This is a genomic window from Robiginitalea sp. SC105 (genome assembly GCF_014243345.1).
Lineage (GTDB): Bacteria > Bacteroidota > Bacteroidia > Flavobacteriales > Flavobacteriaceae > Robiginitalea.
In genome coordinates this window covers 1438395-1461446 of the sequence record NZ_JACLZF010000001.1, presented here as the reverse complement: position 1 = coordinate 1461446, position 23052 = coordinate 1438395, and the positions used below count along the sequence as shown (strand labels likewise).

24 protein-coding genes are annotated in these 23052 nt (G+C 56.8%); 5 read left to right on the top strand and 19 right to left on the bottom strand.

Annotated features, from left to right (window positions below; genetic code table 11):
* The first annotated feature begins 6 nt into the window (after positions 1-6).
* A complete protein-coding gene (gene glgP, locus H7F20_RS06460; RefSeq protein ID WP_185785289.1) occupies positions 7-1659 on the top strand; it encodes an alpha-glucan family phosphorylase in 1653 nt (550 codons plus the stop codon).
* Here glgP and gldC read toward each other — a convergent pair.
* A complete protein-coding gene (gene gldC / locus H7F20_RS06455; RefSeq protein ID WP_185785288.1) occupies positions 1647-1994 on the bottom strand; it encodes a gliding motility protein GldC in 348 nt (115 codons plus the stop codon). The genes glgP and gldC overlap by 13 nt on opposite strands.
* A 2-nt stretch (positions 1995-1996) precedes the next feature.
* Positions 1997-2968, bottom strand: a complete 972-nt coding sequence (gene gldB, locus H7F20_RS06450; protein ID WP_255443997.1) for a gliding motility lipoprotein GldB — start codon at positions 2966-2968, stop codon at positions 1997-1999.
* A 77-nt stretch (positions 2969-3045) separates the two neighbouring features.
* Here gldB and nadE point away from each other — a divergent pair, with 77 nt between their 5' ends.
* Both nadE and H7F20_RS06440 read left to right on the top strand, forming a co-directional pair.
* A complete protein-coding gene (nadE, locus tag H7F20_RS06445; protein WP_185785287.1) occupies positions 3046-3834 on the top strand; it encodes an NAD(+) synthase in 789 nt (262 codons plus the stop codon).
* Between the two features lie 165 nt (positions 3835-3999).
* Positions 4000-4629 carry a response regulator transcription factor gene (locus H7F20_RS06440; protein ID WP_185785286.1) on the top strand — a complete coding sequence of 210 codons (630 nt, stop codon included), beginning with the start codon at positions 4000-4002 and terminating at the stop codon, positions 4627-4629.
* 97 nt (positions 4630-4726) lie between these two features.
* Here the strand turns inward: H7F20_RS06440 and dnaG are convergent, their stop codons facing one another.
* From dnaG to H7F20_RS06410, 6 genes are all read right to left on the bottom strand, one after another.
* Positions 4727-6703: a DNA primase gene (gene dnaG, locus H7F20_RS06435; RefSeq protein WP_185785285.1), complete on the bottom strand. Its 1977-nt coding sequence runs from the start codon at positions 6701-6703 to the stop codon at positions 4727-4729.
* A 427-nt stretch (positions 6704-7130) separates the two neighbouring features.
* Positions 7131-8195: a hypothetical protein gene (locus H7F20_RS06430; protein WP_185785284.1), complete on the bottom strand. Its 1065-nt coding sequence runs from the start codon at positions 8193-8195 to the stop codon at positions 7131-7133.
* Between the two features lie 81 nt (positions 8196-8276).
* Entirely contained in the window at positions 8277-9095 is an 819-nt protein-coding gene (locus H7F20_RS06425) for a hypothetical protein (protein ID WP_185785283.1), read from the bottom strand.
* Positions 9082-9642, bottom strand: a complete 561-nt coding sequence (locus tag H7F20_RS06420; RefSeq protein WP_185785282.1) for an RNA polymerase sigma factor — start codon at positions 9640-9642, stop codon at positions 9082-9084. The genes H7F20_RS06425 and H7F20_RS06420 overlap by 14 nt, the downstream gene beginning before the upstream one ends.
* Positions 9643-9847: 205 nt before the next feature.
* On the bottom strand, positions 9848-10294 hold the full coding sequence (locus tag H7F20_RS06415; RefSeq protein WP_185785281.1) for a DsrE family protein: 447 nt from the start codon (positions 10292-10294) through the stop codon (positions 9848-9850).
* A gap of 37 nt (positions 10295-10331) precedes the next feature.
* Positions 10332-11309 carry a polyprenyl synthetase family protein gene (locus H7F20_RS06410; protein WP_185785280.1) on the bottom strand — a complete coding sequence of 326 codons (978 nt, stop codon included), beginning with the start codon at positions 11307-11309 and terminating at the stop codon, positions 10332-10334.
* A 184-nt stretch (positions 11310-11493) separates the two neighbouring features.
* Between H7F20_RS06410 and H7F20_RS06405 the strand changes: the two genes are divergently transcribed.
* Positions 11494-12252 (top strand): DUF6090 family protein, encoded by a 759-nt coding sequence (locus tag H7F20_RS06405; protein ID WP_185785279.1) that lies wholly within the window; start codon positions 11494-11496, stop codon positions 12250-12252.
* An 18-nt stretch (positions 12253-12270) separates the two neighbouring features.
* On the opposite strand, the gene rlmN is transcribed toward H7F20_RS06405, so the two are convergent.
* The 6 genes from rlmN to rsgA all read right to left on the bottom strand — a co-directional run bounded on the left by rlmN (position 12271) and on the right by rsgA (position 17626).
* On the bottom strand, positions 12271-13314 hold the full coding sequence (rlmN, locus tag H7F20_RS06400; protein ID WP_185785278.1) for a 23S rRNA (adenine(2503)-C(2))-methyltransferase RlmN: 1044 nt from the start codon (positions 13312-13314) through the stop codon (positions 12271-12273).
* A 40-nt stretch (positions 13315-13354) separates the two neighbouring features.
* Complete coding sequence (queA, locus tag H7F20_RS06395; RefSeq protein WP_185785277.1) at positions 13355-14404, bottom strand: tRNA preQ1(34) S-adenosylmethionine ribosyltransferase-isomerase QueA; 1050 nt, start codon at positions 14402-14404, stop codon at positions 13355-13357.
* Positions 14405-14514: 110 nt separating this feature from the next.
* A complete protein-coding gene (locus H7F20_RS06390) occupies positions 14515-15744 on the bottom strand; it encodes a 3-phosphoshikimate 1-carboxyvinyltransferase (protein WP_185785276.1) in 1230 nt (409 codons plus the stop codon).
* A gap of 32 nt (positions 15745-15776) precedes the next feature.
* Positions 15777-16103 (bottom strand): nucleotide pyrophosphohydrolase, encoded by a 327-nt coding sequence (locus H7F20_RS06385; RefSeq protein WP_185785275.1) that lies wholly within the window; start codon positions 16101-16103, stop codon positions 15777-15779.
* 123 nt (positions 16104-16226) lie between these two features.
* Positions 16227-16679: a D-aminoacyl-tRNA deacylase gene (gene dtd / locus H7F20_RS06380; RefSeq protein WP_185785274.1), complete on the bottom strand. Its 453-nt coding sequence runs from the start codon at positions 16677-16679 to the stop codon at positions 16227-16229.
* A complete protein-coding gene (gene rsgA, locus H7F20_RS06375; protein ID WP_185785845.1) occupies positions 16676-17626 on the bottom strand; it encodes a ribosome small subunit-dependent GTPase A in 951 nt (316 codons plus the stop codon). The genes dtd and rsgA overlap by 4 nt, the downstream gene beginning before the upstream one ends.
* Before the next feature lie 91 nt (positions 17627-17717).
* Between rsgA and H7F20_RS06370 the strand changes: the two genes are divergently transcribed.
* Positions 17718-18158, top strand: coding sequence for a hypothetical protein (locus tag H7F20_RS06370; RefSeq protein WP_185785273.1), 441 nt, complete (start codon positions 17718-17720; stop codon positions 18156-18158).
* A 74-nt stretch (positions 18159-18232) separates the two neighbouring features.
* Here the strand turns inward: H7F20_RS06370 and H7F20_RS06365 are convergent, their stop codons facing one another.
* The 5 genes from H7F20_RS06365 to H7F20_RS06345 form a co-directional block, all read right to left on the bottom strand.
* Positions 18233-18907, bottom strand: a complete 675-nt coding sequence (locus tag H7F20_RS06365; RefSeq protein ID WP_185785272.1) for a head GIN domain-containing protein — start codon at positions 18905-18907, stop codon at positions 18233-18235.
* Positions 18908-19009: 102 nt separating this feature from the next.
* A complete protein-coding gene (locus H7F20_RS06360; protein WP_185785271.1) occupies positions 19010-20092 on the bottom strand; it encodes a bifunctional 3-deoxy-7-phosphoheptulonate synthase/chorismate mutase type II in 1083 nt (360 codons plus the stop codon).
* Positions 20093-20101: 9 nt separating this feature from the next.
* Entirely contained in the window at positions 20102-20962 is an 861-nt protein-coding gene (locus tag H7F20_RS06355; RefSeq protein ID WP_185785270.1) for a prephenate dehydrogenase, read from the bottom strand.
* Positions 20963-22135, bottom strand: coding sequence for a pyridoxal phosphate-dependent aminotransferase (locus H7F20_RS06350; protein ID WP_185785269.1), 1173 nt, complete (start codon positions 22133-22135; stop codon positions 20963-20965).
* Entirely contained in the window at positions 22132-22962 is an 831-nt protein-coding gene (locus H7F20_RS06345) for a prephenate dehydratase (RefSeq protein WP_185785268.1), read from the bottom strand. Before H7F20_RS06345 ends, H7F20_RS06350 begins: the two co-directional genes overlap by 4 nt.
* Between the last annotated feature and the right edge of the window lie 90 nt (positions 22963-23052).

Below are 23052 nucleotides of genomic sequence, written 5' to 3'. Positions count from 1 at the left end.
TTGATCATGGAACCATCCACCAGCCTGTACCGCAACTGGCACCACCCCTATAAACCAGACCGAAAATACGTGAGGCGTGCTGCCTATTTCAGCATGGAATTCGGCATCGACCAGGGCCTGAAGATCTACTCCGGGGGCCTCGGTTTCCTCGCAGGGTCCCACCTGAAGTCGGCCTTCGACCTGAAGCAGAACATGATCGGGATCGGCATGCTCTGGAAATACGGCTACTACGACCAGGGCCGGAAGGAGGATGCCACCATGGATGCCCGCCTGACCCGGAAGCGCTACGACTACCTGGAAGACACGGGAATTGAAATTTCCGTTGCCATCGGCGACAACCCAAACGTCCGAATCCGGGTGTGGGTGTTGCCCCCGGAGGTATTCCAGACGGTTCCCCTCTACCTCCTCAGCACGGATGTGGATGGAAACGACCACCTGTCCCGCACCATCACGGACCGGCTGTACGACCCTAATGACGAAACCCGTATTTCTCAGAGCATTGTCCTCGGGGTGGGCGGGGCCAAACTGGTCCAGGCATTGGGAGGTGCAGACTGCTACCACCTCAACGAGGGACATGCCCTCCCTGCATTCTATTACCTCCGGGACCAGGGGGTAACCGCCTCCCAAATGGTGTTCACCACACATACCCCCGAAGTGGGCGGGAACGAAACGCGCAACGGCTACCACCTGAATAACCGGGGCTTTTTTGGCCGCAGACTGCCCGACCCGGAACTGCGAAAGGAACTGGTGGGGGAAGACCTGAATTATACGGTTGCCGCCCTGAGGCACGTCAAAAAGGCGAATGCCGTCTCCAAACTCCACGCCCGCGTGGCACGTCAGATGTGGCAGCCATTCGGGCTGGATGCCAAAATCGTGCCCATAACCAACGCGCAGCACCCCGGCTTCTGGACCGACCCGGCCCTGCACAAGGCCTTTGAAAAAGGGAACACCCGGGCGTTCAGGCGCAGGAAAGCCGAGATGAAAGCGGACCTCTTCCGCGAGGTGCTGGACCAGACCGGCAAGCGCTTTGACCCGGAGGTGCTCACGGTGGTATGGGCCCGCCGTTTTGCTGCCTACAAACGGGCCGACCTGCTGCTGCGGGATTTTGAACGGTTCCGCAGGCTGCTGTCGGACCGGGAAAAGCCCATACAGATTATCTGGGCCGGGAAGCCGTTTCCCGAAGACTTCGGGGCAATCAACATCTTTAACCGGCTCATTGAAGTCAGCTGGCAGTTCCCGAACCTGAGCGTGCTTACGGGATATGAAATTGGGCTTTCTAAAAAATTGAAAGATGGGTCCGACATCTGGCTCAACACCCCCCGGATTACGCGGGAAGCTTCGGGCACCAGTGGGATGACGGCGGCCATGAACGGCTCCCTGAACCTGACGGTGAACGACGGGTGGATCCCGGAATTTGCGCGGCATGGCGAAAACGCCTTCGTCCTCCCGGAAGCGGATCCGGGCCAGCCCCATAGCGTACAGGACGAGCAGGACAGCAAAAACCTCTACGGTTTACTGGAATCGGAGGTACTCCCCATGTACTACGAACAACCCGACAGATGGATGGAAATGGTTACGCGGGCCAAAGAGGAAGTGGTGCCTGCATTCTCGAGCCACCGGATGGCCGATGCCTATTACCGGGAGCTCTACAAGGCCTGATCGCCCTTGAGCTCCAGCTTTTCGGCAAAGTAATCACAGAAATCCTTCATGGTAGCCGTCATCTTTTCGTCCTGGGTGGCCTTCATAAAGGTATCTGACAGGGCAACCAGGGTCTGGTGGAAGAAAATCTTCATCTCCTCTACCGGCATGTCCTTGGTCCACAGGTCAATCTTCAGGGATTCCTTGTTCCGGCTGTCCCAGACGGACAGCAGCATGGCTTTGGCCTCCTCATCGTCGATGCCGCCGTCCTGGGCAGACCAATGGAGTTTTTCCGGCACCCGGTTTTCGTCCAGGGACACCCTCAGGGTGATTTCCGATGTATGCAGTTTTGACATAATTATTTGGGGGGTTTGTAGTTGGATTGCCTGAAGATTTCTTCCCCGGGCAGGTTCAGCAGTTGCTTCAGGCGGGTATCCGGATGCGACTCCGCATAGGCACGGACCACCTGCCAACCCATGTAGCGCCCAATCCTCCCGGGCGTTTCGTTGTCGAGTTCCAGCCGGAATTTGCTGAAAGGGGCGGGGTCCAGGAACCGTGGCCCGAGTTCCCTGTCCGTGCTGTAAAGGAGTTCCCGCTCGATAAAATACCGCCAGATCTGGGACTCATTGGCCCGGGCCCATTCCAGTTCTTCCCCTGTATAGGCAATTTTCACCGAGTCCGGTGCCAATGGAAGCAGCCGGTCTTTCAGGTAGAGTAATTTCCCGTAGTAAACCATCTGGGATATCAGGCTGCGCTCCGAGGGGGGCGGGACGACTTTTTGCGCGAAGGCCGCTGCCACGTCGCTTACCAGGTAGGTCGCGTCCAGGCTCCTGGCGATGTAACGGTCCATATTTCCGTAGAAGGGGTGGTCCGGGCCCAGGTAATTATCGAGGCCGATCAACAGCAGGGTGTCCGTGAGCACGACCCGGCTGCGGTAATCCACATCCGTGGTAAGGGTGACCACCCGGGGGACCTGCTGCTCCGGAAAATAAAACTTCACATGCTTGAAGAGCAGTTCCAGGCCCGAGGCATAGGGCGCAAAATCCGGGAACGCCCGGGCCACCTCTTCCCGCAGGTGCACCTGCAGGGTGTCGGCCTTTTTGGCCAGCCAGATGCTGTCAGGGAATTGGGGAGGGAAAAGATAGGGGTACCGGGCCTTGAGGTCCGGCAGGTTTTCCGGCTCCATTTGGTCAAAGGCCCTGTCGAACCGGCTTACTTCCAGGTCCACGGGAATCTGCGCCACCTTTTCGGAGATTTTTGCCGCGTCATCACCGCAGGCGCTGAGCACTGTGAGCACCAAAACAGGCAATCCAATCTTAAGTATTCGCAACAAGGCTTTATTTTTAGGAGGTCAGGTGCTATTTTTACGGGCAAAGTTAGTGGTTTTCCAATTGAAACTGAAGCCGAATGAACAGGGAAAAGATCATCGATTATATAGTAGCCTGGTTAAAGGAATATGCGCAGAATGCCGGGATGAAGGGTTTTGTGGTCGGGGTTTCCGGTGGGATTGACTCCGCACTCACCTCGACCCTGTGTGCCCGGACCGGCCTGGAAGTGCTTTGTTTGGAAATGCCCATCCACCAATCCGAAAGCCAGGTGACCCGGGCAGCCAACCACATCGGTTGGTTGAAAACGCACCACCCCAATGTGCGTTCGGAGTGGATCAACCTCACCCCGGTATTCGACAGCCTCCTCGGGGTCCTTCCCGATGTGGATTCGGAAGAGGAGCGCTTTATGTCCCTGGCAAATACCCGGGCCCGACTGCGCATGACTTCCCTCTATTACTTTGCGGCCCTGGAGAAGTACCTGGTGGCAGGGACGGGCAACAAGGTGGAGGATTTCGGCGTGGGGTTCTATACCAAATACGGAGACGGGGGGGTGGACCTCAGCCCGATTGCCGACCTGTTGAAAACCGAAGTTTACGAGCTGGCCCGCCACCTGGGCATCCGGGAAGAGATCCTCAATGCCCCGCCAACGGATGGGCTGTGGGGCGACAACCGCACGGACGAAGACCAGATCGGGGCCAGTTACCCGGAACTCGAATGGGCCATGGCCATGGACGAACAGGGGAAAAAAGCCGGTGACTTCGAAGGCAGAGAGCAGGAGGTGTTCCGGATTTACAAACACCTGAATACCGTTAATCGACACAAAATGCTTCCTATCCCTGTGTGCGAAATTCCCGATTCGCTGAAATAAACCACTCAGCCCCAATTCAGTGCATTATCTCGATTATTGCGGGGCATTTCCCGCCAGGACCGGAATTTTTTGACAATTTTGTTCAGGTAATAACGGATTTAAGCCTTACATTGCATGTCAGATATTAAGGACGTGCCGAGCCTTGAAATCGATAAACTAACCCAAATGATCAATGTAATTATTGCGGATAACCACCCCATTGTCCGCCTTGGCATCAAACAGGTTCTTGAAAATGACGACGCGATTAAAGTTCTCGGCGATGTCGGGAACACCAACGCCCTTTTCGAGATGCTGTCGGAAGCTACCCCCGATGTACTGATCCTGGAAATGGATATTCCCGATATCAACGGGATTGCCACCCTGCGTAAAATGAAGGACGAATACCCGGATGTCCAGGTATTGATATACAGTGGGCAGTCCGAGGATGTTTATGCTTTGAGTACCATACGCGCCGGAGCGCGCGGGTACCTTTCCAAGAGTGCAGATGTCTCCTACCTGAGCGTAGCTGTCGAAAAAGTGAGCGAAGGCGGGATGTTCATCACCAACGAACTGGCCCAGCGCCTGGCCTTTGACGAAGGCACCCAGAAGCCGCGCCGCTTTTTCCGGAAACTCTCCACCCGCGAGGTCGAGGTCCTCAAGATGCTGGCAAACGGAAAGCGCAACAAAGAGGTCGCCCTGGGGCTGAACCTGAACGAAAAGACGGTGAGCACCTACAAGGCACGCCTGATGAAAAAACTCAACGTGGACAATATGGTGGACCTGCTTCAGCAGGCCAAAGCCCTTGAGCTCTACTGAACCCCTTCGGATCCCCAATTGGGATTCCCATTAAAAAAGCCCCGGTTTCGGGGCTTTTTTATTTTGCGATTTGCCAGCGGATTCCGGGCAGCCCGTTTCAGGACAAGACCCGGTTCAGCTTTTTGTTCAACAGCTTGTTCAGGTGCAGGTAGTTGATGATTTCCTCCAGGATTTCCGCATTGGTTTCACCTGGCCGGGATTCGGTTTGCCCCCGGAGGGCATCGATGCGTTTCTGTATCAGGTAACACCGGAGGGACAGGATGGTTTCACTGACCAGCTGGCCCAGGCTGTCCTGTTTCTGCTTGGGGAAGATGTCCTTGCGCTCCCAATGGTGCAGCTCGTACTTCTCATCCTCCATGAGGATGGTAGACAGTTCCCCGGCCAGTTCGGCATCGGCCTCCCCGGTCAGGCTTTGCACGCTGAACTCCGGCTCCGAGTTCAACTTTTCAATGAGTTTGTAGTACAGGCTGCGGAACCGGTCGTGGCTCAGCTCAATCTCGTCCTCCTGCAAGTCCAGGAAGATCTTCTCGAATACCTTGGCCTCGCTCCGCTCGGGCTCCAGCACCAGTTCCCCCTGCTCATTCTCCTTGAGGATCAGGTCCTCGAATTCCTCGGATTCCTGCCCGTACAGCAAGAGCACCTCGATGATCTTGCGTTCCAGTTCGTACTGCGGGTCTACCTTTTCGGCAGCGGGTTCCTGCCGGACCACTTCCATGGAACGCTGCTCGGGCTTCCGGGATGCATCCCGCTGGGCCTTCCGGGACATCTGAGCCAGGGTATTGAAAAGCACCTGCTCCGAAATGCCCATGAGCGAAGCGCATTCCTGCACGTAGACCTCCTGCTTGATCCGGTCCGGGATCCGGGAAATGCTGCTCACGATGTCCCGGATGGTTTCCGCCCGCCGGATGGGGTCGTCTGCGGCCTCTTTGGTCAGCAGGGCGGTTTTGAACTGAATAAAATCGCGGGCGTGCTCCTTGAGGTACGCCTCGATGGCATCCCGGGAATGCGCCCTGGCAAAACTGTCGGGGTCCTCACCTTCCGGAAAGCTGCAAACGCGGACATTCAGGCCTTCTTCCAGGATCAGGTCGATCCCCCTGAGGGAAGCCCGGAGACCAGCCGCGTCCCCGTCAAAAAGCACCACCACGTTTTTCGTGAGCCGGCGGATCAGGCGGATCTGGTCCGGGGTGAGGGCGGTCCCGCTGGAGGCCACCACATTCTCGATCCCGCTTTGGTAGAGTTGGATGACATCGGTATAGCCTTCCACCAGGTAGCAAACGTCGTCACGGGCAATCGCTTTTTTGGCATGGTAAATCCCATAGAGCACCTTGCTCTTGTGGTAAATCTCGCTTTCGGGCGAATTCAGGTATTTGGCAACCTTCTTTTCGGAGCTCAGCGTCCTCCCCCCGAAGCCCAGCACGCGTCCGCTCATGGATTGGATGGGGAATAGCACCCGCCCCTTGAACCGGTCGAACTTCCGGGGATCCTGCCCGGGGTCCTGGGCGGGCTTGACAATGGTCAGCCCCGTTTTTTCAAGGAATTCCAGTTGGTACCCCTTTTCCAGGGCCGCATCCGTAAATGCCGACCATTGGTCCGGGTTGTACCCCAGGCCGAATTCCCGGATGGTATCCTCCGAAAAGCCCCGCTCCTTGAAGTAACTCAGTCCAATCGCCTTGCCAGTTTCTGTTTCCCACAGGCACTCCTGGAAGAAGTCCCGGGCAAACTCGCTGACAAGCAGCATGCTTTCCCGTTCGCTGGCCTGTTCTTTTTCCTCGTCCGTCCGCTGGGTCTCCTCGATCTCTATCTGGTACTTCCGGGCCAGGTAGCGGATGGCCTCCGGATAGGTGAAATGCTCGTGCTCCATCAAAAAGGCCACCACGTTGCCCCCTTTGCCGCTGCTGAAATCCTTCCAGATCTGCTTGACCGGGGATACCATAAAGCTCGGGGTGCGCTCGTCCGTAAACGGGCTGAGACCCTTGAAGTTGGATCCGGATTTTTTCAGCTGCACAAAATCCCCGATCACCTCCTCTACCCGGGCGGCGTCAAAAACCTTGTCAATGGTGCTCCTCGCTATCAAGTAATTCGAAATTTTGGCACTGGTAAAAGTACGAAAACGCACCGCACCGGGAAAGGGTAATTCATGTGGATTCCCGGAGTTTTCAAATGCGTACCTTTGCTTCGAACCCGCTAAATACCCCCGATGTGATCCTCTTTTTCGGAACGCGAACCGGAAAGCCCAGGGAGGCCCTGCTGCAAGGGCTGAAATGTCCTTTCTGCGGCCAGAGCGGACAAATGACAGGGCGGGTGACCCCCCATTATGTCCACATTTTCTGGTTGCCCGTTTTCAGGTTGAAGCTTTTCCGGGAGGTAACCTGCTCCCATTGCAAAAAGGGATACGCCGGACCCGAACTCAGTCCTGATATGGTCGCTGCCCTGGACGAAATTCAATAAAAAAAGGGCGCCATGCGGGCGCCCCTTCCGGATTCATCTTACGGAACTCCGGCTCAAAGGTCAAATCGCAGGCCCAGGGAGATGTTGTGCTCATCCACTTCTGCATTTTCGAAAATCGGGTTCAGGTCGTATTTGGCATAGAGCAGCACGCCTTCCACGCCCACATAACCTGCCAGGCCGTAGACCAGGTCCGAGGTATTGTACCCCCTTTTCAACTTATCCTTGGCGCGCTCCCCTTCCCGGTCGTACTTGAGTTTCTGACGGGCCCCGAGGTTAAACCCGGCATACCCCCCCAGGCCAATGCGGAACTGGTCGTCCAGGGAATACCTGAAATGGTCTTTGTACTCCCTGTACCGGGAAGGCCCGAATTCCAGGTATACGGGCACCACCAGGTTATCCATTCGGAATTTCGATTTGTCCAGGTCGTACTCGAATTCCTGCAGGGTGGTCTGGCCGCCTTCGGGCACGAAGGTCTGGTTCCCCTCCGGCTTGAGGCCGTTGAACTGGAAAGATACCCCGTAATGGAATCGCATGAAGTTGCTGTTCTTAAAAACGCGGGTACGCCAGGTCCAGCCGATCTCAAAAAACCGGCTGCCCGCCAGTTTATAGGGGGATTCCTCCAGGCTGCGGCCCTTGGCCAGGGCATTGTTGAAGCCCACGGCCACCACCAGGTCCGAATAGGTCCTCCTGTCGTACCGGACGGGGTGGTCCCGTTTGCGCCACCCGAAGATGTCCTCGTCGTTGAAGCGGATATTGATTGCAGTAACCTCTCCCTCATCGGTGTATCTGCGGCCCGTGCCCAGCACATCCCCCTCGTTTCGCTCCAACAGGGCGATTTCCCGCTCGATCATGGCCAGCCGGTCCTCGATATTCCGCGCACGCTTCCCGGCAGCCTCTTCCTTGAGACGGCGCGACTCCGCCTCGGAGATTTCCCCGTCGATCAGGCGCTCCTCAATGCCAAGTATTTCCTGTTTTAGCGCCTCCTTTTCCTGTGTGGGCACCTGTTCCCGGAGTTGCTCCAGGTTTTCGATGCGTCTTTCATAGGGTTCCTGCCCCTGTGCGAACTGGGCAAGGGTGAGTAGCAACAGGGGGATGATAAATCGTGTAATGGTGTTCATTGTTTTGTGATTTGATGATTGATGAATAGACTCCTCCCGGACCCCTTTCGGGATCGGTGATTTTTACGGTATCATTGGGTGTTAGTTGTTCCGGTCGGCGACGGCGGTGCGCACCTTCATAAATCCGGTTTTGAGCTTGTCGAACAATTCCTCCCGGAATGTCTGGTCCAGTTCCTCCTCCGCATCCGAGAGCAGGGAAAGGGCATCCACCGAATCCCGGGGCATCCGGTAGGATCCGGCCGCTATCCGCTCCCGCGCCTCCCGAAGCAGGGAATCGATTTCGGCATCGCTCACACGTGCCCCTTCCGATTCGAGCAGTGCGACTTCTTCCAGGACGGCTCCCACCTGCCGGTCGATTTGCGATGCGAGGTCCGCTGTCTCTTCCGGGGCCAGCCGGCCGTGCGTTTCTCCTGTATCCGGCTTTTTGCCGGACAGGGCAAGGGCTGCATCGGTTTTCCCCGGCTTCCGGTATGCGGCCTTCGGGGTTTGCCCTGTGCGATCCCGGTCCGCGCCTTCCGGCTGGGATCCTGTGGGTCCGTCAGAGGCGAGGGTGCCCGTTGGGGGTACCGCGTCCGTGGAGGGCACGGGATCGGCCGGTTGCCCCGGTTCCACCCCCGGCAAATCCTGGGCCGGCAAGGTTTTACCCGCCTCAGGGGAGGCGAGCTCCGGGTTTTCCCCGGAGACAGGATCCGGATCCGTCAGGGTCATCATCCGCACCCCCAGGGCGATCACCAGGGCTGCCGCAGCCCCGTATGCCCAGGGCGCCAACCGGTTCCGGTTACGCCTCGGGCCCCTGTCGCCCAGCCGGGCTTCGATGCGCTCCCATGCCTCCTTCGACGGCTGGATTTCCTGCCGCTGCAATTTCTCTTTGATATTCTTTTCAAATTCAACGGGTGCCATAACGGGTGATTTGGTGTTTTTCTAGCTGCTCCTGCAGCAATTTTCGCGCCTTATACAGCTGCGATTTGGAGGTGCTCTCCGAAATGTCCAGCAGTTCGGCAATTTCCGGGTGTTTGTAGCCTTCCACGACATAAAGCACAAATACGGTCCGGTAGCCTTCCGGCAGCGCGTCGATCAACTCGTGAATCTGGCGCAGTTCCAGGAAATCCGATTCCCCGACCGTATGGTCCGGCGTTTCGGGCAGTGTCTCATCCAGGACGACAAATTGCTTTTTCCGGAGAAAATCAATTGCCTGCCGCACCATGATCCGTCGGATCCAGCCCTCAAAACTCCCGTCGTGGCGGAAAGTTCCGAGATTCTTGAAAACCCTGACAAACCCCTCGATCATTACGTCCTCCGCAAAATGCAGGTCGCGTATGTACCGCCTGCAGACTGCCAGCATCTTTGGCGACCATTGCTCGTACAGCTGCTGCTGGGCTTCGCGATGGCCTGCCTGAGCTCTTTTGATAAGGGCCTTTTCATTTCGGAACAGGGCAATGATCTTCACAGTGTGTTGTCGGCTTCTGTTTATAAAGACGGAATCCGGGCAAAAAGGGTTGCCCGTGGGTACGTAATTTTTTATAAAGCACAAGAATCCTGCCAGTCAGGGGATGTTTCTGCGATGCCCTCAACCGGGTGCTGGAAGGAAGGGCAAAGACAGCACGGGACATAAGGTTTCGTTTTGTCCGAGAACCGTACCCTGCCGGGAATCCCTAATAGAACAGGGTGTTGTATCCCCTGGCCTGCAATTGCAATAAGCGCACGGAATAAGTTGCCACCACATCCAGGCCATCGAATAACTGGTCTTCGGTAACATTTAATTTTTCCATTGCAACGCTGCAAATGCTTACCCGGACTTTAGACCGGTATTTCCGGAAAAACTCCTCCAGTTCGGATCCTTTTACCAGTTTTGCAACGAGTTTTCCCTTGACGACTATCTCATAGTCTGTCACTTCCACCCCGTTGCCCACCAACAGATCGTACATCCCAAGCACACCCCTGAAATAGAGTTCCTCACTGACCCCAAAGGCATACTGACTCGTTTTTTGCAAATCGGCGATTGTCTCTTCATCCAGTTGTTTTTGGCTGTAAACACTGTGAGTGGACATCAGGAGGAACGTGATGCCAATAAAAATAAAAACCTTAAATGTACTTTTCATATCTACGCTTTTTGTACGGATTCATTCATAAAGTATGTTATTGCTTCCGGTCCACCACGTAGTTTACCATCAGCTCCAGGGCCTCCCGGTATGGGCTCTCCGGATAGGCCGTGAGCATCTGCAGGGCTTCCTGCTTAAAATGCAGCATGCGCTGCTCGGCGTACTGGAGCCCGCCGGAATCCTTGACGAATGCGATCACCTCCTTCACCCGCTTTTTGTCGGTGTTGTGGTTTTTGACCGAATTGATGAGCCATTTCCGGTCCCTGTCCGATGCCGAATTCAGGGCGTGTATGAGCGGGAGCGTCATTTTCTGCTCCTTGATGTCGATCCCCGTGGGTTTGCCGATCCGGTTTTCCCCGTAATCGAACAAATCGTCCTTGATCTGGAAGGCCATACCGCAGCGTTCCCCGAATTTCCGGAAGGTTTCCACATACTCGGTATCCGGTTTTACGGAAGCCGCGCCCAGGCTGCAACAGGCTGCAATCAGCGTGGCTGTCTTCTGTCGGATGATCTCGTAGTACACATCTTCGGTAATGTCCAGGCGGCGCGCCTTTTCCAGCTGCAGCAGTTCCCCTTCGCTGATCTCCCGCATCGCACCCGAAATGATGCGCAGCAGGTCAAAATCCCCGTTGTCGACGGAGAGCAACATCCCCCTGGCCAGCAGGAAATCCCCCACCAGCACCGCGATCTTGTTCTTCCAGAGCGCGTTGATGGAAAAGAAGCCCCGCCGTTTGAAACTCTCATCCACCACATCGTCGTGCACCAGGCTGGCCGTATGGATCAGCTCGATGACCGAGGCACCCCGGTAGGTGCGTTCATTTACGACCCCGTCGTTGAGCAGTTTGGCAGTCAGGAACACGAACATGGGCCGCATCTGCTTGCCCTTCCGGTTGACAATGTAGTACGTGATCCGGTTGAGCAGGGGCACCTGGGAAGACATGGACTGGTGGAACTTTTTTTCAAAGAGTTCCATCTCCTTTTCAATGGGCTCACGAATGCGGGCGCTGGTCTTCAAACTGCTCTTTTTGGAAGGTCTGGCTTAGTGGCTATAAAAGTAGGTAAAATGGCGGCACCCCCGTCATGAAAGTGCCCAAACAGCCTACTTTGCGCCCCCGGCCCCCAAACTCGTTTTTTTGTAACTTTCCCCTGACGGGTCCCGGTGAAATCCGCGCCGGACCGGAACAAGCAGTACTTCAGTAATGGTAAGACTCTGGCATAAACTCCGGTATCGGCTGATCGAAGACCAAAAGGTCAAAAGGTACCTGCTCTATGCCCTGGGCGAGATCCTGCTCATCGTTATCGGGATCCTGATCGCCTTCCAGGTCAATAACTGGGACATCCTGAAAAAACAGGAGCGGCAGTCCCTGGAGCTCGTCCGCAACCTCCGCAGCGACCTGGTGCGGGACACTGCCAATTTGAAGGAGGTCATCGAAATGTATACGGAGATCTACCAGGATCGACTGAAAGCACTGGGCACCCGGGATTTTGGGGATATGCCCGGGGATTCGATCATGGATTTGGTAACCCCCAAATACCGGACCGTGGATTTCGTGTCCCCTACCTTTCACAAAATGGAAAGTATCGGCCTGACGGAACTTGCCGGTTTCGGGGACCTCTTTGACCGGGTGAACGACTATTACACCACCATCCAGAACAACTACCGCAACTTTATTGACTGGGATTCCAAATCGGCATTGAATGAGGCGCAGTTCTGGTATTACAACCCGGACTTCGAGAATTACTACCACGAGATTTTTGTCGGTGATTCCCTGCCCGCCCTGCAATCCGAAACGGCTCGCAAAAGTGAATTGGTACGCCTGTTAAAGACTCCCAGGGTCCGCAACATGCTGCGCACCAGCGCCATGCGAAAAAAAGAAACCATAGACCGCATCCGGGGGGCCCGGGAGTACGCCATCAACCTCCTGGGGGCCATCGACAGCACCCTTGCAGAAAGATAACCCCTTCCCGGAGACGCTTCAGGATTTATTGGCCAGCTGCCCGCAGGCCGCATCGATGTCCTTGCCGCGCGACCGGCGGACCGTGACGGTGATGCCGGCATTTTCCAGGGCGTCGATATAGGCATTCAGGGCCGGCTCGGGGGCCTGGCGGAAGCCGTCGTCCCCGATGGGGTTGTATTCGATCAGGTTGACCTTGCAGGGGGCTGCCCTGCAGAATTCGAGTAGGGCAGCCACATCCTCGGGCTGGTCATTGATCCCCTCCCAGACCACGTATTCGTAGGTCACCCGGCTCCCGGTCTGGCTGTACCAGTAAGCGATGGCCTCCCGCAGATCCGCAAGCGGGAAGGTTTCGTTGAAGGGCATAATGGAGGAGCGGGTCCGGTCAATGGCGGAATGGAGGGAAACCGCGAGGTTGAACCGGGGGCCTTCATCGGCCATGCGGCGGATCATCTTGGGTACGCCCGAGGTGGAGACCGTGATGCGCCTTGGCGACATGCCCAAACCCTCCGGGGAAGTGATCTTGGCAATGGCCTTCATCATGTTGGGGTAGTTCATGAGCGGTTCCCCCATCCCCATGAATACGATGTTGCTCAACGGGCGGTTGTAATACAGCCGGCTCTGCCGGTCGATCACCATGACCTGGTCGTAAATCTCATCGGGGTTCAGGTTGCGCATCCGCTTGAGCTGGGCCGTTGCGCAGAATTTGCAATCCAGGCTGCAGCCCACCTGGCTGGAGACGCAGGCCGTGGTGCGGTTCTCGGTGGGTATGAGCACGGATTCCACCACCAGGCCGTCGTGGAGGCGGACGGCGTTTTTTACCGTGCCGTCGGCGCTCCGCTGCATGCGGTCCACCTCGATGTGGTTGATGGTAAACTCCGTGGCGAGCTGTTCCCTCAGGTCCAGGGACAGGTTGGTCATCTCCTCAAAGGAATGCGCCCCCTTTTTCCAGAGCCATTCATAGACCTGGTTCCCCCGGAACGCCTGCAGTCCCCGCCCTTCGAAAAAGTCCCGAAGCGCTTCCCTGCTCAGGGCACGGATGTCCTTTTTTGCCTCGGCCTTCATAAGTTCGGTTCGTTTTTGGCTGCTGCGCAGCCGGTTCGGGTTACAGGATCAGCATCGCATCCCCGTAGGAGTAAAAGCGATACTGCTCCAGGATGGCTTCCTTGTAGGCGCGCTTCATCAGGTCGTGGCCCATAAAGGCGGAAACCATCATCAGCAGCGTCGACTTGGGCAGGTGGAAATTGGTCACCATGCAATTGGCAATGCTGAATTCATAGGGGGGGAAGATAAACTTGTTGGTCCATCCCTCGTGCGTATTGAGCATGTGCTCGGAGGAGACGGCGCTCTCCAGGCCGCGCATCACCGTGGTGCCCACGGCGCATACCTTCCTTTTGTGGCGCTTTGCCGTATTGACGATTTCCGTGGCCCGCTCGTCGATGACCAGCTCCTCGCTGTCCATCTTGTGCTTGGAAAGGTCCTCCACCTCAACCGGGCTGAAAGTTCCCAGGCCCACATGGAGGGTGAGTTCCGCAAAATTGATCCCCTTGATCTCCAGCCTTTTCAGCAGGTGTTTGGAAAAGTGGAGCCCGGCGGTCGGGGCAGCCACTGCGCCCTCGTACTTGGCATAGATGGTCTGGTAGCGGGACTCGTCCTGGGGCTCCGGGTCCCGCTTGATGTACTTCGGCAGGGGGGTCTGCCCCAGTTCCCGGAGTTTCCGGCGGAAATCCGTATAGGAACCGTCATAGAGGAAGCGAAGGGTCCGACCCCGGGAGGTGGTGTTGTCGATCACTTCAGCCACCAGTGCTTCGTCCTCCCCGAAATACAGCTTGTTGCCGATCCGGATTTTCCGGGCCGGGTCTACCAGCACGTCCCACAGGCGCTGCTCTTCATTCAGCTCGCGGAGCAGGAATACTTCGATACGTGCCCCGGTCTTTTCCTTGTTCCCGTAGAGGCGGGCCGGAAAAACCTTGGTGTTGTTGAGTACCATCACATCGTCTTCCTCAAAGTAGTCGATCAGGTCCTTGAACAGTTTGTGTTCGATTTTGCCGGTATCCCTGTGTACGACCATCAGTTTGGACTCGTCCCGGTTTTCAGTCGGGTATTCGGCAAGGAGTTCCTTGGGAAGCTCAAAATTAAAATGCGATAGTTTCATATCCGGAGTTCGTGTTTTTTGCGGCTGCAAATATACGACCCATAAACAGGGGATGTCAAGAAAATCCGGGACTTATGTGAAAAATGCTTGGAAATTGCAGTTCGGACAGCCTACACTTCCCTGCTGAGGAACCCCAGCTGCTCCAGGTCCGACCAGAAATCCGGGTAGGATTTGGATACCACCCCGGCATCCTCGATGATCAGGTCCGTCTTCAGCGCCAGGGGTGCAAAGGCCATGGCCATCCGGTGGTCGTTGTAGGTGCTGATACGCTGCATGGCGATGATCCGGCGGCTGGGTTCCAGGTGGAGGGAGCTGTCGGTTACGCGGATGGGCGCGCCGAGTTTGGAGAGTTCCCTTTCCAGGGCCACCAGGCGGTCGGTTTCCTTAATTTTCAGCGTGTGCAGGCCGGTGAGCTCGCAACCAATCCCGAGGCCGAAGCAACAAACGGCGATGGTTTGTGCCAGGTCGGGGGTCCGGATCAGGTCCAGTTGCAGCATCTCAGACACGGGGTCACCGCTGCGGGTGATTTCGAGCCGGTCCCCTTCAAAATGAGATTCCACCCCTAGCTTCCCGAAGAGGGTGGGCAGGATGCTGTCGCCCTGGAGGGAATCGCGCCGGTAGGACCTCAGCCCGATCTGGCTGGTGACCGGGGACAGGGCCACCATGCTGTAAAAATAGGAGGCCGAACTCCAGTCAGATTCCACCGTACAGGTTTGCCCGGGCAGAGTGGCGGCACGATGGACACGGATCGTGTTCCCCTCAAATTCGGTCTCGATGCCGATACGCTCCAGTAAACGCAGGGTCATCCGGATATAGGGCACGGAGGTGATGGTCCCTTCCAGGGTGATCTCCAAACCGCCCGGGAGGTCGGCGGCAATGAGCAACAGGGCGGAAATGTACTGGCTGCTGATATCGGCCGGCAGGGACACCCGGGACTTCCCAAGCCGGGTCCCGCGGATCCGCAGGGGCGGGCAGCCCTCGGTTTCCAGGTACTCGATTTGTGCACCGAGGTCCCGGAGGGCATCCACCAGAACCCGGATGGGGCGTTCTTTCATACGGGGGGAGCCGGTAAGGGTCACTTCCCGACCGGGACGGCTGGCAAAATAGGCGGTTAAAAAACGCATGGCCGTACCCGCATGGTGGATGTCCACGGTATCCGCCCGGGATTGCAGGCCGGCCTTCATGACCTGTGCATCGTCGGAATTGGAGAGGTTTTCGATCCGGATATCCGGGAAGAGGGCTTGCAGCAGCAACAACCTGTTGGACTCGCTTTTTGAGCCGGTAATGGTAAGGTCTTTTTGCAGGCGCTGCTGCTTGGGGCCGCTTAGTTGCAGATTCAAATCAAGGGCTTTTGGTCCGGGGCAAAGATAGCCTATTTCAGTTTTTCATTCCCCTGGTGGCGGTCGTGGTCCCGGCGGGCTTTCAGCTCGAGTTTCCGGTTGAAGGAGGCCTCCAGGTCAATCCCGGTCTGATTGGCCAGGCAGAGCACCACAAAGACTACGTCTGCCAGTTCCTCGCCCAGGTCTTTCTCCCTGTCGGATTCCTTTTCGCTCTGCTCCCCGTACCGGCGCGCAATGATCCGGGCCACCTCCCCTACCTCTTCGGTAAGCTGGGCCATATTGGTCAGCTCGTCAAAATAGCGGACCCCGTGGGCCTGTATCCAGTTATCCACTGCCTGTTGTGCTCCCTTGAGTTCCATCCGATGGTGTTTTTGCCAAAACTACTTGTTCCGGCGGATTCTTCACAATAAATCTGGTGCAATTCCCGGGATGCCCCGGGCTTTATTCATGGCCGCAGGCACGCGCCCCGGCTAAACCGGGCTTTATTCCCGCCGGCGGCTGTCGATGCAGATCGTTACCGGCCCGTCGTTGACCAGGGCTACCTGCATGTCTGCCCCGAATTCGCCTGTACCCACCTCCAGGCCCAGCAATTCCTGCAGCAGGGCCACAAAGGCTTCGTACAGGGGGATGGCCTCTTCAGGGGGTGCGGCGCGGATATAAGAGGGCCGGTTCCCCTTTTTGGTGGCAGCCAGCAAGGTAAACTGGCTGACTACGATGGCGCGTCCCCCCGTTTCCAGGAGGGACCGGTTCATTTGCCCCTCGGAATCGGGGAAGATGCGGAGGTTGGCGATTTTCCGGCAGAGCCACTCCATTTCATCCCGGGTGTCCCCGGTTTCCACCCCGAGGAGCACCAGCAGCCCTTCCCCGATTTCGGATACCACAGCCCCTTCCACCGAAACACGGGCCTCCCGGACCCTTTGTACCACCGCCCTCATGCTTCCTGAAAGGGGTCCTGCCGGTAGGTATCTTCCTCCCCGGTTACCATTTGTACATAGGAACGGTACCTGCTCTTGCGGATCCGCCCTTCCCTTACCGCCTCCTTGACCGCACAGCTGGGCTCATCCAGGTGGAGGCAGTTGTTGAACTTGCATTCGGATTTCAGCTCAAAGAGCTCCGGGAAGTAATCCCCGATTTCCTCCGGTTCCATATCCACCAGGCCAAAGCCTTTGATACCAGGCGTATCGATGATGCGCCCCCCGAAGGACAGGTCGTACATCTCCGCAAAGGTCGTGGTGTGCTGCCCCTGTCGGTGCTGCTCTGAAATTTCCGAGGTCCGCAGTTCCAGGCCGGGTTCGATTTGGTTGATCAGGGTGGATTTCCCGACCCCCGAATGCCCCGCGAACATGGAAGTCTTCCCTACCATCAGCTGCCGGACCTCGTCTACCCGTTCCCCCGTCCGGGCCGAAATACGCAGGCAGTTATAGCCGATATCGGAATAGAGCTCATACATTTCGTTTACCTCCTCCTCCATGTCGGGGGCCGTTGCATCCGTTTTGTTGAACAACAGGACACAGGGCACCTGGTAGGCTTCCGCCGTGGCCAGGAACCGGTCGATAAAGGCCGGGTAGGTCTTTGGGTTTTCCAGGGTGACCAGGAGGAAGACCTGGTCGATGTTGGCGGCGATGATATGGGTTTGTTTGGAGAGGTTGACGGATTTACGGATGATGTAATTCCTGCGGGGGGCAATTTCCTCGATGTTGCCCACGGTTTCATCCCCGATCGTCTCCAGGCGGAAGGTGACCTGGTCCCCGACTGCCACCGGGTTGGTGCTTTTGATGCCCTGCAGGCGGAATTTCCCCTTGATCCGGCAATTGTGGAATTCGCCGGACGCATCCCTGACGGTATACCAACTCCCGGTCGATTTATATACGGTTCCCTGCATTTCGATTCTTGGCGCTCGCAAATTAAGAATTATCGAGTAACATTGTAGTATACAACATCCTTCATTGTCAATTAAACCTAATAGCAAGCTTATGAAAAAACTGTTTTTCCTGGCTTTATGCCTCCTGGCTTCCCTGCCGGAGCTCAGCGCCCAGACCTACAAGGTCATCACCAGCGTGGAATCCATCGTGCCCAACGGCCTGGGGCGTTCCCGGATCATCAACGCCCTGGAGGACAAGGATTACAAGGAATACTCCAGTGTGCAGACCGAGGACGACAATACGCGGAACAAATCGGACCGCTCGGAAATCCGGGTCAAGAACTTCGAGGAAACCAAGTTGCTGAATTTCTACAACCTCGGGGGTATCCGCTTCCAGAACATCGCGGCGAACGATGCGCTGATCACCTCCATGATCAATGACATGACGGCCAATGGCTGGGAACTGGTCTTTGTAAGCAGTGCCGTCGAAAGTGAAAGCGGCAAGGATGACGGGCAGGGTATTTTCATTACGCGGTATATCTTCCGCAAATAGGCCGGCAGCCAGGCATCCATAAAAAAAACCGGGGTGGAAATACCCCGGTTTTTTATTGGCTGTCTGGTGCAGCCCTAATCTTTCAGGTAGATGCGCCCCCCGAAAATCCGGTCCTTGTGGACCTGGTTGGGGTTCCCGTAGACGTACACATCCCCACCTGCACGGATCCGGATATCCACTTCCTCGCTGGCGAAAAGTTCCGCTTCGCCCCCGGCGGAAACACGGATGCTGCTATAGTCCGTTTTGAGGTCGCGGCCCTCGAAGATGCCGCCTGTATTCAGGGTGATCACCTGGTTCGTGGCCAGCCCGGAAGCATAGACCATCCCCCCGGTTACCGCGCGGATTTCCGCATCCCGGACCTTCATGCCGATTTCGATGCGCGCCCCTTCCTGGGCCCGGAGTTCGATTTTATCCTGTTCAACGAGTTCGTTGCAGACAATACGGGAGCCTTCGTTGGCATCCAACACCCGGATATCGGTGTAATACACCTCGATGAGCATGTCCTCCCCCCGGAATTTCTTGTCAAATTCCATCCGGAGCTTCAGGACGCCGTCCCGGTTGACATACTCGATTTCGGAAGAGCGGTCGCCCTTAATCAGGATCCGGTTCTCATCCGACTTGATCAGGTTTACCTCGATCAGGTCAAAGACTTTTATTTCGTGGAAATCGCCTACTTCCCGGTCGATGATCTGCTGGGCCCGGACCGTTCCGAGGCCCAGCACCATCAGCGCAATAATTAGTGTTCTCATCTGGATTTGTTTTTTCTTTAAATTAAAGACGGGCAGAGTCCCGGGTTGTTACACCCGGGCCCGCCCGAATTTTGTTAAAAATGTCAAATCCCCGTCGAGGGATCAGTTGTTGATCACCTTCTCCTGGTGGTTGATGGACTCCTGGTGGATGGCCTTGAACATCTTCAGGACGAATTCCTCGCTCAGGCCCTTGGACTCCCCTTCCAGGATCATGTTGCCCAGGATGGCATTCCAGCGGCCCGTCTGCAGGACCGCCACGTTGCGCTGCTTCTTCAGGGCGCCGATCTCATCGGAAATGCGCATCCGCTTCCCGAGGGTTTCGATCAGCTGGTTGTCGATCACGTCGATCTGGGCCCGCAGGTTGCTCAACTTGTTGTTGTACTCGGTTTCTTCGTCCGATTCCTTCCGGATGCGGAGGTCCTTCATGATCTGGACCAACCGGGCCGGGGTGACCTGCTGGGCCGCATCGCTCCAGGCATTGTCGGGATCGCTGTGGGTCTCGATCATCAGGCCGTCGAAATTCAGGTCGAGGGCCGTCTGGGAAACATCGAAGATCAGGTCGCGACGCCCGCTGATATGGGAGGGGTCGTTGATGAGCGGCAGGTCCGGGAAGCGGGTCTGCAGTTCGATGGCGAGCTGCCATTCCGGGATGTTCCGGTACTTGGTTTTCTCATAGGTTGAAAACCCCCGGTGGATGACCCCCAGCTTTTGGATGTTCGCCGTGTAGAGGCGTTCCACCGCCCCCAGCCAGAGGGACAGGTCGGGGTTTACCGGGTTTTTGATCAGCACCACCTTGTCGGTCCCTTCCAGGGCGTCGGCGATTTCCTGTACGATAAACGGGCTGACCGTGGAACGCGCCCCGATCCACAGCAGGTCGATGTCGTGTTCCAGAGCCAGGTCCACATGGGCCCGGTTGGCTACCTCGGTGGCGGTCTTCAGGCCGGTTTCCCGTTTGACCTTCTGCAGCCACTTCAGGCCGATAGCGCCCACGCCTTCAAAGTTACCTGGGCGGGTGCGTGGTTTCCAGATCCCGGCCCGGTAATAGTTAACGTCCGTATCCTTTAACTGGTGGGCGATCCCCAGCACCTGTTCCTCCGTTTCGGCACTGCAGGGGCCGGCGATCACCAATGGGTGTGGCAGGTCCATGTCGTCCAGCCATTTGCGCAGTTGTCTTGAATTCTCCATAGTCTGATTTCAGCTTTTATTCAATGGTATTCCTTTTAATATCTCTTTTATGCGGTTGGTTTGCTCCATCTCCTCGAAAAGGGCCTCATACTGGTCTGTTTCCAGCAGGGTCCGGAATTGGCTGAGGTTTTCGATGTACTCGTCCAGGGTTTCCAGGACGTTCTTTTTGTTCTGCCGGAATATCGGGGCCCACATGGCTGGGGAGCTCTTGGCGAGCCGCACCGTGCTTTCGAAGCCGCTGCCTGCCATATCAAAGATATCCCGTTCGTTTTTCTCCTTTTCGATCACCGTTTTCCCCAGCATAAAGGAACTGATGTGCGACAGGTGGGACACGTAGGCAATGTGCCGGTCGTGTGCCTCCGGGTTCATGTACCGGATGCGCATCCCGAGTTTCCCGAAGAGTTCCAGGGCGCGCTCCTGTATGGCAAAGGCGGTCTGTTCCACCTCGCAGATGATGTTGACCTTCCCGTCGAACAACCCTTCGAGGGCGGCTGCCGGACCCGTGAATTCCGTCCCCGCTATCGGGTGGCATGCCAGGAAATTCCTCCGTTTCGGATGCCCTGCCACGGCCTGGCAGATGGGCCCCTTGTTGGACCCCGCATCGATGACCAGGGTCTGGTCCCCTACCTGGCCGAGGATGCCCGGTAGTTCCTCAACGATCCGGTCTACCGGAATACTGACCACGACCAGGTCGGCCGAGGCCAGGTCGGCCGGCTTTGCTTCCCCATCGATCAGACCCAGCTCCCGCGCCATTTCGAGGTGGGAGCTGCTGGCATCCATTCCCAGGATTTCAGCGGCTGCCTCGGCCCGGCGGATATCGCGGGCCATCGAACCGCCAATCAACCCGATTCCTATGATCACTACTTTCATCTAATCTTCCTTTTTCGATTTATCGGCCTGCAGCCGCCCCACCGCTTCCCGGATCTTTTCCTCGGGGACACAGAGCGAAAAGCGGATATAACCGGCCCCCTGGCTGCCGAAGATGGTGCCGGGTGCCACAAAGATATTGTGCCGGTAAAGTAGGTCGTCGATAAACGTTTCTGACCCCGGGCTTCCATCGGGAAGCCGCGCCCAGACAAACATCCCCACCGCATCCCGGTCGTACCGGCAACCCAGCAGGTCGGCCAGTTCGTGGACGGCTTCCCGACGGCGGTGGTAGACCGCATCCAGGCGGTCAAACCAGGAGGGGTCGCTTTTCAATGCTGCTACCGCCCCCTTCTGAATCCCGTAAAACATGCCGGAATCCATATTGCTCTTCACCTTCAGCACTGCATTGAGGAGCCGTTTATCGCCCAGCACCATCCCCACGCGCCAGCCGGCCATGTTGAAGGTTTTGCTGAGGGAATTCAGTTCCAGTACCTGCCCGGGTGCCCCGGGTGCCCCCAGGATACTGAGGGGTTTATCGGTGAGCACAAAGCTGTAGGGGTTGTCGTTGACCAGCAGAATGTCGTGCTCGCGGGCAAAGGTCACAAGTGCCTCCAGCTGGCGCTCCGAGGCCCGCGCCCCGGTTGGCATGTGCGGGTAACTGGCCCACATCATTTTAACGCTGCTGAGGTCCGTTCGGGACAGGGCTTCCAGGTCCGGGAACCAGCCGCCTGCTTCTGAAAGCGGGTAAAAGACCGGTTCTGCGCCCACCAGCCGGGTCACCGAGGCATAGGTGGGATAGCCCGGGTCCGGGATCAGCACCCGGTCGCCCGGGTTCAGGAAAGCCATGCTGATGTGCATGATGCCTTCCTTGGACCCCATCAGGGGCAGGATCTCCGAATCCGGATCGAGGTTTACCCCGAATTTATGGCTATAGAATTCCGAAATGGTCTGGCGCAATTCCGGAAGGCCCTGGTAGCTCTGGTACTGGTGCGCGCCGGCTTCGCGGATGGACTGTGAAAGGGAGTCCAGCACCTCCTGGGAAGGCGACAGGTCCGGGCTCCCGATCCCCATGTTGATCACGGGGCGGCCCTGGGCCATCAGGCCCCGCACCTCGCGAAGCTTGGTGGAAAAGTAATATTCCGCTACCGCCGAAAGTCTTTTGGCTTCTTCGATCATTGCCGTGCGTTTTTATATTCCCCCAGTACCCGGAAGTCTTCGGTCATGATCGCCAGCAGGGCCTTGGCCTTTTCAAAATGGGCGTAGGCCTCGAAAGTCACATCCACAAAAAAGGAGTATTTCCAGGGCGTTTCGATAACGGGAAGGGACTGTATCTTGGTCAGGTTCAGGTTGCAGTCGCTCATCACGTTGAGGACCGTGGCCAGGCTGCCCCGCTTATGGTCCGTAAGGAACCGCATGGAAGCTTTGTTGATGGATTCCCTGGGCCATTCTTTGTTGACGGTTTTTACGATGATAAACCGGGTGGCATTGTTGTTAATGGTCTGTATTTCGGAAGCCAGGATTTCCAGGCCGAACAATTCGGCGGCCAGGGAGGGGGCGATGGCGCCCACTCCCTCGAGGCGCTCCTCCCCGATCTTCCGGGCGGGTTCGGCCGTATCGGCATCCTCCACCATGGTTATCCCGGGTTGCTTTTTCAGGTACTCGGCGCACTGCAAAAGCGCCATCGGATGGCTCCGCACCACCCGGATATCTTCCAGCCGCTGCCCGGGAAGGGCCATCAAATGGTGGTGTACGTTCAGGTAATGTTCCCCGATAATATGCAGGCCGTTGTCGCAAACCAGGTTGTAGTTCGGGATGATGGAGCCGGCAATGGAATTCTCTATGGCCATCACCCCCTTCTCCGCCTTCCCGTCCAGGAGGCTGTCCACAAGGCTTGTAAAAGACATGCATTCGACCAGTTCGATGCCCTCCCCGAAGTATTCGGCGGCCACCTTGTGGTGGTTGGATCCACGGATCCCCTGTATGGCGATTTTTCTCAGATTCATTCGAATGGGGGCTGGTATACCCCTAAAAAAAAGGTCCCGTTACGAACGGGACCTGGTTTTATATACATTTTACGTATGCTACAACGGTCC

What these genes read in the sequence shown, in the direction of transcription:
- glgP (WP_185785289.1), top strand. Translation starts at nt 7, where the DNA reads ATGGAACCATCCACCAGCCTGTACCGCAACTGGCACCACCCCTATAAA.
- gldC (WP_185785288.1), bottom strand. Translation starts at nt 1,994, where the DNA reads ATGTCAAAACTGCATACATCGGAAATCACCCTGAGGGTGTCCCTGGAC.
- nadE (WP_185785287.1), top strand. Translation starts at nt 3,046, where the DNA reads ATGAACAGGGAAAAGATCATCGATTATATAGTAGCCTGGTTAAAGGAA.
- H7F20_RS06440 (WP_185785286.1), top strand. Translation starts at nt 4,000, where the DNA reads ATGATCAATGTAATTATTGCGGATAACCACCCCATTGTCCGCCTTGGC.
- H7F20_RS06430 (WP_185785284.1), bottom strand. Translation starts at nt 8,195, where the DNA reads ATGAACACCATTACACGATTTATCATCCCCCTGTTGCTACTCACCCTT.
- H7F20_RS06425 (WP_185785283.1), bottom strand. Translation starts at nt 9,095, where the DNA reads ATGGCACCCGTTGAATTTGAAAAGAATATCAAAGAGAAATTGCAGCGG.
- H7F20_RS06415 (WP_185785281.1), bottom strand. Translation starts at nt 10,294, where the DNA reads ATGAAAAGTACATTTAAGGTTTTTATTTTTATTGGCATCACGTTCCTC.
- H7F20_RS06405 (WP_185785279.1), top strand. Translation starts at nt 11,494, where the DNA reads ATGGTAAGACTCTGGCATAAACTCCGGTATCGGCTGATCGAAGACCAA.
- rlmN (WP_185785278.1), bottom strand. Translation starts at nt 13,314, where the DNA reads ATGAAGGCCGAGGCAAAAAAGGACATCCGTGCCCTGAGCAGGGAAGCG.
- queA (WP_185785277.1), bottom strand. Translation starts at nt 14,404, where the DNA reads ATGAAACTATCGCATTTTAATTTTGAGCTTCCCAAGGAACTCCTTGCC.
- H7F20_RS06385 (WP_185785275.1), bottom strand. Translation starts at nt 16,103, where the DNA reads ATGGAACTCAAGGGAGCACAACAGGCAGTGGATAACTGGATACAGGCC.
- dtd (WP_185785274.1), bottom strand. Translation starts at nt 16,679, where the DNA reads ATGAGGGCGGTGGTACAAAGGGTCCGGGAGGCCCGTGTTTCGGTGGAA.
- rsgA (WP_185785845.1), bottom strand. Translation starts at nt 17,626, where the DNA reads ATGCAGGGAACCGTATATAAATCGACCGGGAGTTGGTATACCGTCAGG.
- H7F20_RS06370 (WP_185785273.1), top strand. Translation starts at nt 17,718, where the DNA reads ATGAAAAAACTGTTTTTCCTGGCTTTATGCCTCCTGGCTTCCCTGCCG.
- H7F20_RS06365 (WP_185785272.1), bottom strand. Translation starts at nt 18,907, where the DNA reads ATGAGAACACTAATTATTGCGCTGATGGTGCTGGGCCTCGGAACGGTC.
- H7F20_RS06360 (WP_185785271.1), bottom strand. Translation starts at nt 20,092, where the DNA reads ATGGAGAATTCAAGACAACTGCGCAAATGGCTGGACGACATGGACCTG.
- H7F20_RS06355 (WP_185785270.1), bottom strand. Translation starts at nt 20,962, where the DNA reads ATGAAAGTAGTGATCATAGGAATCGGGTTGATTGGCGGTTCGATGGCC.
- H7F20_RS06350 (WP_185785269.1), bottom strand. Translation starts at nt 22,135, where the DNA reads ATGATCGAAGAAGCCAAAAGACTTTCGGCGGTAGCGGAATATTACTTT.
- H7F20_RS06345 (WP_185785268.1), bottom strand. Translation starts at nt 22,962, where the DNA reads ATGAATCTGAGAAAAATCGCCATACAGGGGATCCGTGGATCCAACCAC.